Source organism: Spirosoma gilvum, assembly GCF_054776815.1.
In genome coordinates, this window is sequence record NZ_BAAHBH010000047.1 from 1 (window position 1) to 568 (window position 568).

General features: G+C 46.8%; 1 protein-coding gene. It reads right to left on the reverse strand.

What is annotated here, in order from left to right:
* Nucleotides 1–254 precede the first annotated feature (254 nt).
* Nucleotides 255–568, reverse strand: a 314-nt coding sequence (locus tag ACYVFD_RS36000; RefSeq protein WP_461095456.1) for a hypothetical protein, incomplete at its 5' end; no start/stop codon positions are given.

Here is a 568-nt window from a genome sequence, read left to right on the forward strand (position 1 = left end):
AACTCAGGGGGCTACGCTGCATCGGCCACAAGTGGACGTGCTTGAGAAGGCGAATATAGGCGAATGGGTCGAATCTTGAAAAAATCATACCGGCTTTTTTGGAATTAAAGACAGTACCACACAGGGGTTGATGGTGGTTAGACTACTTTCCCCAACAAGAGCCACTCGAACCTTTGCACCCCTGTTTGGTTGGGCTGCAAACCCGCCTTCGGGACGGGCTCCCTGTCGACGGAAAGCTACCCCACGCTCAGCCACTAAACGCCTTCCTCAGCGTATTCTTTCGTGCGAATCCAGTTAGCCAGCTTATAGAATACATACAGGGCTCCCATTGGTAAAGCAAACGAGATCGTTTCACCGGTCACAACCGATTCAAAAGGATTGGCCTGATAATTTTGAGCAACGCCTTTACCAAACAGTAAAAAGTGTAATAACTGAAAATCCACACCTTGTACCGCCGAGTAAGTAAGCGTTGGTAAATTAATGAAAATGGGAAGTAATAGCTTCCACCATTTTGAGAATACATTGGCTTTCCAGACTTTGTAAATCGCGTAGAGATTGACTACCGCAA